General features: G+C 72.3%; 6 protein-coding genes and 1 pseudogene. 4 read left to right on the top strand and 3 right to left on the bottom strand.

Features of this window, described 5'->3' with window-relative positions; genetic code table 11:
- Positions 1–379, bottom strand: a 379-nt coding sequence (locus ABZ281_RS28925; protein ID WP_356660137.1) for a GntR family transcriptional regulator, incomplete at its 3' end; no start/stop codon positions are given.
- Positions 380–458: 79 nt separating this feature from the next.
- Between ABZ281_RS28925 and ABZ281_RS28920 the strand changes: the two genes are divergently transcribed.
- The gene (locus ABZ281_RS28920; protein WP_356660135.1) at positions 459–1,268 is read left to right on the top strand and encodes an alpha/beta hydrolase; all 810 of its coding nucleotides are present in this window, start codon (positions 459–461) and stop codon (positions 1,266–1,268) included.
- Positions 1,269–1,311: 43 nt separating this feature from the next.
- Positions 1,312–2,313: an endonuclease/exonuclease/phosphatase family protein gene (locus tag ABZ281_RS28915; RefSeq protein WP_356660133.1), complete on the top strand. Its 1,002-nt coding sequence runs from the start codon at positions 1,312–1,314 to the stop codon at positions 2,311–2,313.
- 70 nt (positions 2,314–2,383) lie between these two features.
- On the opposite strand, the gene snpA is transcribed toward ABZ281_RS28915, so the two are convergent.
- Complete coding sequence (gene snpA / locus ABZ281_RS28910; RefSeq protein WP_356660131.1) at positions 2,384–3,061, bottom strand: snapalysin; 678 nt, start codon at positions 3,059–3,061, stop codon at positions 2,384–2,386.
- A 172-nt stretch (positions 3,062–3,233) separates the two neighbouring features.
- Between snpA and ABZ281_RS28905 the strand changes: the two genes are divergently transcribed.
- Entirely contained in the window at positions 3,234–4,193 is a 960-nt protein-coding gene (locus ABZ281_RS28905) for a LysR family transcriptional regulator (RefSeq protein ID WP_356660129.1), read from the top strand.
- A gap of 211 nt (positions 4,194–4,404) precedes the next feature.
- Here ABZ281_RS28905 and ABZ281_RS28900 read toward each other — a convergent pair whose 3' ends face one another.
- Entirely contained in the window at positions 4,405–6,513 is a 2,109-nt protein-coding gene (locus ABZ281_RS28900; RefSeq protein WP_356660127.1) for a PhoX family protein, read from the bottom strand.
- A gap of 279 nt (positions 6,514–6,792) precedes the next feature.
- Between ABZ281_RS28900 and ABZ281_RS28895 the strand changes: the two are divergent.
- Positions 6,793–7,718, top strand: a pseudogene (locus tag ABZ281_RS28895) (Toxic cation resistance protein); the annotation flags it as partial.

Raw genomic sequence — 7,718 nt, 5'->3', positions numbered from 1 at the left:
TCCGGGAGGTCGGGTTGAGCCGCGTCGGCTGCATGTAGAGGGCGGACAGCGGTGCGAGGACGGGGGCGAGCAGCTCCGGCTGACCGGGCGTGGCCGGGTAGGAGAGCTCGAGGTTGACGCGCGCGGTGGCCGGCCCGGGCTCGATGAGTGCCTGGCCCGCCGGGCCGTCCGGTGCGGCCCGTACGAAGGTGCCGCGCCCGACCTCCCCGACGACCAGCCCACGCCGCACGAGTTCGCCGTACACCCGCCCGGCGGTCGACGGGGCGATGCCCCGCCGCCGTGCGAACGCCCGCTGCGGCGGCAGCCGTTGCCCCGGCCGCAGCCGGCCGGTGGCGATGTCGCCGGCGATGCGGTCGGCGATACGCCGGTAGTCACTCATCGGCCGGTCTCCCCCTTGGATTGCACCGAGAGCAAAGATCTTATTGCACCGAGTAGTTGGGCGGCCTAGGGTCGACGCCATGGCACCCTTCCTCGCATACGAGGACAAAGGCCCCGACACGCATCGGGTACCCCTGGTTCTCGTCCACGGCCACCCCTTCGACCGCACGATGTGGGCCCCGCAGCTCGAGAGGTTCCCGGGTACCCGCCGAGTCGTCGCTCCCGACCTGCGCGGCTACGGCGCCTCCCCCACAACCCCGGCCGTCGCGGACTTCTCGGCATTCGCCCGGGACATCGAGGCCCTGCTGGACGGGCTGAAGATGGAGTCGTTCGTCCTGGCGGGCCTGTCGATGGGCGGGCAGATCGTCATGGACTGCTACCGCCTGTTCCCCGAGCGCGTGCGCGGCCTGGTCCTCGCCGACACCTTCCCGGCGGCGGAGACCCCCGAGGGCGTACGCACCCGCGACGCCATGGCGGACCGCCTCCTCGCGGAGGGCATGCGCGGCTACGCCGACGAGGTCCTTGAGCGGATGGTCGCCCCGTACGCCTCCTCCGAGGTCAAGGCGCATGTGCACGGCATGATGACGGCCACCGCCCCCGAGGGCGCCGCCGCGGCCCTGCGCGCCCGGGCCCGCCGCCCCGACTACACCGCCCTGCTGCCGCGCGTCTCCGTCCCGGCCCTGGTGGTCGTGGGAGCGGACGACACCTTCACGCCCGTCTCCGACGCCCTGGCCCTGCACGCGGCCCTCCCGGACGCGGAGCTGCACATCGTCGACGGCGCGGCCCACATGCCCAACCTGGAACGCCCGGAGGTGTTCGACGCCGCGCTGGAGGAGTTCCTGGCCCGGGTCGATGCCCGGCAACCTTCCCCCGCCCCACCCCGTCTTTGAGGGAGGATTCGGGCATCCCACCCCGCGAACGGAAGGCCGGGCCTTGGACACCGCCGCTGCCGAGTGGACCGCCAGGGACGACGGGCGCGAGCACCGCCCGCCCGGACGGCGGTTCGGCGCCTGGTGTGCCGGCCTGCTGTTCACCGGGGTGAGCGTGGTCATCGGCTTCCGCGCCGCCGACAACGACGGCATCACGCCCGTCCCCCAGTTCCTCGCCTTCCTCCCCTGGCTGCTCGTCCCCACCGCAGTGGGGCTGCTGCTCACGCTGCTGTCCCGCTGGTGGCTCGGGACGGTGTGGGGCGTCGTGCTGCTCGGCCTGCTGGCCTGGTTCATCGAGCCGTACGGCATGGCCGACGACCCCTCGGGCCGGCCGGTCGCCGAACTGCGCGTGCTGACCTCCAACGTCGAGTTCGGCCAGGGCACCGCCTCCCTCGTCACCGCCGTCCGCCGCGAGAAACCGGACGTGGTCTTCGTGGAGGAGTGCGACCACGCGTGCGACGCGCTGCTGAAGCGGGACCTCGCCCAGGAGTACCCGCACCGCCGGGCCGTGGAGGGCGACGGCTCCGAGGGCTCCGTCATCCTCAGCCGCTTCCCGCTGCGGCCCACCGAGGGCGTGCGCGGCACGATGGGCATGCCCGGGGCGATCGCCGACGTCGACGGGCACGCCGTACGCCTCCAGCTCGCCCACCCCATGCCCCCGCTGCCCGGCCAGGTGGACCTCTGGCGCCGGGAGCTCGGCACCCTGCGCGACGCGGCCACCAGCGACCCGGGCACCCCCCTGGTCCTGGCCGGCGACTTCAACGCCTCCCAGGACCACGCCGCCTTCCGCCGCATCCTCGACACCGGCCTGCGCGACGCCTCCCGCCTGGACGGCGCCGACCGCACGGCCACCTGGCCGGCCCGGACGGCACCCACGCTCGGCGCGCAGATCGACCACGTGCTGGTGTCGAAGGAGTTCGGGGCGAGCCGCACCCGCATCCTGGACCTGGCCGACACCGACCACCGGGCCGTCGTCACGGACCTCACGCTCCACGAGCGCCGCTGACCCCGGACCGGTACGCGCACACGGATACGGCCGCCCCTCGCAGCGGGGCGGCCGTATCCGTGTGGGGGTCTCAGCGGGCCGACTTCTCCAGGGCCTTGTCCATCGCCGCCGTCAGGCCGTTGACCCACAGGCGGTTGACACGGGACCGCTCGGTCGCGTTCGGGATGGCGTTGGTGCAGGACGGGCCGGGCCCGCCGCCGGACATCAGCTCACTGCACGGGCCCGAGTAGTGGTCGGGAAGACCGAGGACGTGGCCCGTCTCGTGGGCGGTGACCCGCGTGGAGTCGTACTGCTGGTTCTGCCGGTAGTCCAGGAAGATGTAGCCGCTGCCGTGGCCGTCCGTGGAGGCGTACGAACCGCGGGAGTCGTTGCCCTCCCGGTAGCTGAAGTCCGCCGCCGACGCGGAGCCCGACTGGAGCCGCACGTTCGACACCGAGCTGTTCCATATCTGGGTGCTGCGCGCTATCTGGGCGCTGAACGTGGGAGCGCGGGAGGCGTCGTAGACGACGGTGACGGCCGCGGTGGCACTCGGGTTCTCGGCGCGCTTCTCGGCGACGGACTGCAGGACCGCCTGGAAGAAGGCTCTGCTCGCGTCGGAGTCGGCGGACCGGGCGGACTGGGGCGACTTGGCGACGAACCCGGCGTGGGGCTCCGCGACCGGGGACGCCGCGGCGGGCGCAGCCGTTCCGAGTCCGGCCATCGTGAGGCCGAGGCCGAGAACCGCCAGGGAGGACAGGGACTTTCGCATCGAGGACTCCTTGGGTGGGGTTGAGTCTCACCGGTGAGTCTCGATGCCTGTGCGGCGCCTGTGATGATGGCAACCAGGGATAGGACCGCGCTATCGGCTGCCCAATTCACCTGGTTTAGCGATGAATTATGTGGCTGGTTAACGCCGCGATTCCGCTTTAGCCTCACAGAGCATGGAGCTCGAGGTGAGGCACCTCCGCGCGCTGTGCGCCATAGCCGACACCGGCAGTCTGCACCGCGCCGCCCGGCAGCTGGGCGTTGCCCAGCCGTCGTTGAGCACACAACTGCGCCGCATCGAGCAGGAGCTCGGCGGACCGCTCTTCCTGCGCTCCCACACCGGCTGCCGCCCCACCCCGCTCGGCCGCCTGGTCCTGAGCCGGGCCCGTCCGCTGATGGCCGAACTGCACCTGCTGGTCACCGAGGCGAGGGCGGCGGCGTCCGGCGGCGCCGAGCTCCGCATCGGCTCGACGGCGAGCAAGGCCCTGGCGGGCTGGCTGCGCCGACTGCGCGCCCACGGCCAGAATCCCAGCCTCCACATGAACGTCTCGCCCAACGCCCTGCTCCGCATGGTCGCCGACGGCCAGCTCGACGTCGCCTTCGTACACGAGGTGGAGGGCTGCCCGCTGCGCATCCCGGTGGAGCTCCGGCTGCGCGTCCTGGTGGAGCGCGAACCGCAGTGCGTGTCCCTGCCCGTCGACCATCCGGCGGTCGCGAAGCAGGAGGTCGAGCTGACCGACCTGGCCGGCGACCGCTGGATGATCGATCCCACCGTCGACGGCGAATGGGACGCGGTCCAGCGGATGTTCCGCGCCGCCCGCGTCAGCCCGCACGTCCTGCACGGCGACTACCACACGGCCGACGCCCTGGTCGCGACCGGCGAGGTGGTCACCGTCTGCCAGCCGACCCGCACTCCCCGGCCCGACATGGCGGTACGCCGCCTGAAGGGCGACCCGCTCGGCGTACGGCTGCTCGCCGCGGCCCGCACGGAGACCGACCTCGACGGCGTCTACCCGGCGCTGGAGGCGGCGTACGGGGAGGTGGCCCGCCAGGCACCGGCCTACCGGGAGTGGCTGGAGCGGGACTGGCTGGAACCGGGCGGCCCACGCAGACCCCCGAGCCCAGCCCTCCCCTGAACGGCTGCTGCCGCACGGCTCGGACGAACCGCTGTCACCGAACGGCTCGGACGAACCGCCGCTTCCGGGCGGCCCGGACGATCGGCTGCCGCCGGGCGGCCCGAACGAACCGTCGCTTCCGAACGACCCGGACGAACCGCTGCTGCTGCCCGGCCCGGACGAACCGCTGCTGCTGCCGCACGGCTCGGACGATGGGCCGCTGCCAGCTGCCTCAGACGCCGATGTCGCACCCGTCGGCACGCCACACGGCCACGACCGCCGGCCGGACGTACGTGCCCGGCCCGTCGGGCCAGGCACTGGCCGGCTTCTCCACCGAGGCGCCGTCGACCTCGCCCGGGTGCTGCACGGAGACGAGAACGCGCCGGTCCTGGATGATCGGGCCGCAGGTCTCTGCCCCCTTCGGCACGGTCAGGAACTGCTTCAGCTCACCGCGCCGCTCGCCCCGGGTCGCCACGCCGAACAGGCCGTCGTGCGAGCCCAGCTGGGCACCGTCGGTGGAGATCCACAGGTTGCCGTGGGGGTCGAAGGCCACGTTGTCCGGGCACGAGATCTGGCTGACGGCGTCCTTCGGGAACCCGGCGAAGTAGGTCGCGGGATCGTCCGGGTCGCCGGCGACCAGGAACAGCGACCAGGCGAACCGGGTACTCTCGGGCCGGTTCCACCGCTCGGTGAGCTCCAGCACATGCCCGTGCTTGTTGGCCGTGCGCGGGTTGGCCTCGTCCGCCTTGGCGTTGGAGCCGACGCCCCGGTTGGTGTTGTTGGTCAGCGCGACGTAGACCTTGCCGGTCACCGGGTTGGGCTCGATGTCCTCGGGCCGGTCCATCTTGGTCGCGCCCACCTTGTCACCGGCGAGCCGCGTGAAGACGAACACCTCCTCGGCGCTCATCCCCTCCACGTGCGAGACGGCGCCCTCGGCGGTGGCGGTGGCCAGCGGGATCCACTCACCGCCGCCGTCGAACTCGCCGTCCTTCGGGAGCTTGCCCGTGCCGTCGATCTCCAGGGCGGGGGAGTCGCCGGTGAGCCTGGCGACGTACAGCGTGCCCTCGTCGAGCAGGGAGAGGTTGTGCTCGCGCACGGCCCGGGAGGAGCCGTGCTTCATCCGCCTGCTGCCGACGAACTTGTAGAAGTAGTCGAACCGCTCGTCGTCGCCGGAGTACACGACCGGCCGTCCGTCGTGCGTGAGCCGCACGGTGGCCGCCTCGTGCTTGAACCGCCCGAGAGCGGTGTGCTTGCGCGGCGTGGACTCCGGGTCGTACGGATCGAACTCCACCACGTACCCGAACCGGTGGACCTCGTTCGGCTCCCGGGCGACGTCGAACCGCTTGTCGAACCTCTCCCACTTCCGCTCGGTCGGCCCGGTGCCGATCCCGTAGCGCTTGTCGGTCGCCCGGCCGCTGTTGGCGAAGTACTGGTTGAAGTTCTCCTCGCCGTGCAGGGTCGTACCCCACGGGGTGACACCGCCGGAGCAGTTGTTGAGGGTGCCGAGCACCTTGGTGCCGGTCGGGTCGGCGGAGGTCTTCACGAGGTCGGACCCGGCGACGGGCCCGGTGAGCCGGAACGCGGTGGTGGCGGTGACCCGCCGGTTCAGCCGATGCCGGGAGACAGCGGTGAGCTTGCCGCTCCTGCGGTCCTCCTCCACCACGACGGCGGACAGCCCGTGCGCGGCCCAGGCCACCTCGACCTGCTCACGGGTCGGGGCGGCGGCGTCGTACCCGCGGAACATCAGGATCTCGTCGGTGTACTCGTGATTGGCGACGAGCAGCTGCCGACCGCGCTCCCCGGGCAGCGGAAGCAGGGCGAGGAAGTCGCAGTTGTACCCGAACTGCCCGGCCTGGGCCTGCGCGGTCTGCTTCTCCGGGTCGAAGGCGGGCGCACCGCGCAGGATGGGCTCGCCCCAGCGGATGACGACGTTCTGCCGGTACCCCTCCGGCACGGTCACGGCGTCGGCGGTGTTGGACGCGACGGACGCGAAGCGCAGCCCCCGTGCGCCCTTGTGCTTGCGCCGGGCCGCCTCGCAGGCGCCGGCGGCGGACGGGGCGCCGGTGGCCGCGGCGGCGACCGGGGCGGCGGCGGCCCGCGGAGCCTGTACGAAACCGGCGGCACCCGCCCCCGCGGCGGCCACGGTCACCACGGCCGCGGCACGCATCATCGACCGGCGGCCGATCGCACCGGCGATCACGTCACCGACGTACGCGTTGGTGCTGGTGTTGGGCACCTCGTGGAAGCAGGCGTCACCACACCGGAAACGACAGGTCATGGCGGACCGGCCGCCGGGGTGCGAACCGGACGGTGTTCCGATCAACGGCAGCAGCTTGCGCACTTTACTCTCCCCATGGATACCCTCGGTGTCCACGTGACCGTAGGGGCGCATTTGTGCGACAGCCGGGCGCCCTGGTGAACAACGGTTGAACCCACGGGTGACGTACGGGGGTTGGCTCGATTCGGCCCGCCGACACCCGCGCGGGCCGGATGCCCCCTTGACAAGGTGAACCTGGCACAACAGACCCTGCCCAAGATCACACAGGAGGGCCGCTAACCTTACGTGTCCGTCCTGGCCAGGGATTGACGGGCTTCAACTCACGCGAAGGGTTGCGCGCACATGGGCATTCTCACTCGGTTGCGGAACGCGTTCGGACGATCCCGCAAGACACAAACCGCCGAGGCGGAGGGTGCGACGCAGACCACGCCGACGGAACCGACGACCGCCGAGGCCACTGCGACGGCACCCGCGGCGGCCCCCAAGGTCCCGTCCCCCTCCCCCGAACCCACTCCGGGGCCGACGGCGAACGTCCCCGAACCTCGCGACGAGGAACACGACCTCGTCTCGGCGGCCTTCGACAAGATCGCGGTCCCGCGCCCCGCCGACTCGACGGAGAGCGCCCCGACGCCGGCTGCCGAGGAAGCGACGGCTGAGCAGAAGCCGGACGCCGTCGCGACCACCGAGAAGACGGCTGCTGCCGAGGCCTCGCAGACTGCGGAGTCGGCTGCCGCGGAAACGCCGGAGGCGAAGACGGAGACGGCCTCGGCGGAGGCGACGGAGGCGGAGACGGCTTCGGCGGAGGCGACGGAGGCGGCGACGGCTTCGGCGGAGGCGACGGAGGCAGAGGCGACGGAGGCGAAGACGGCTTCGGCAGAGACGCCGGTCGTCGAGGAGCCTGCGGTGATGAACGCGGCCACGGCTGAGAAGCCGGCGCCGGTGGAGGAGCCGACCGAGGAGGGCAGGTCGACCGCGACCGCCGAGGCGGCCGAGAAGCCGGAGGCCAGCCCGGCGGCGGCCGAGAGCACGGCACCGACGGACGCGAAGGCTGAGGCAGAGCCCGAGGCCGCGAAGAAGACGGCCGCAACGAAGCCCAGGCCCGCGAAGAAGACGGCCGAGCCGAAGGCGGAGGCCGAGGCCGCACCGAAGACAGCCGAGCCGAAGGCGGAGGCCGAGGCCAAGGCCGCGCAGAGGACAGTCGAGCCGAAGACCGCCGCAGAGACCAAGGCCGCGAAGAAAGCCTGGGTGCGGGTCAGTCCCGGGGAGTC

This window comes from Streptomyces sp. NPDC006265 (genome assembly GCF_040613555.1).
GTDB lineage: Bacteria > Actinomycetota > Actinomycetes > Streptomycetales > Streptomycetaceae > Streptomyces.
The sequence above is the reverse complement of the archived record's forward strand: the minus strand, read 5'-3'. Positions and strand labels throughout refer to the sequence as shown.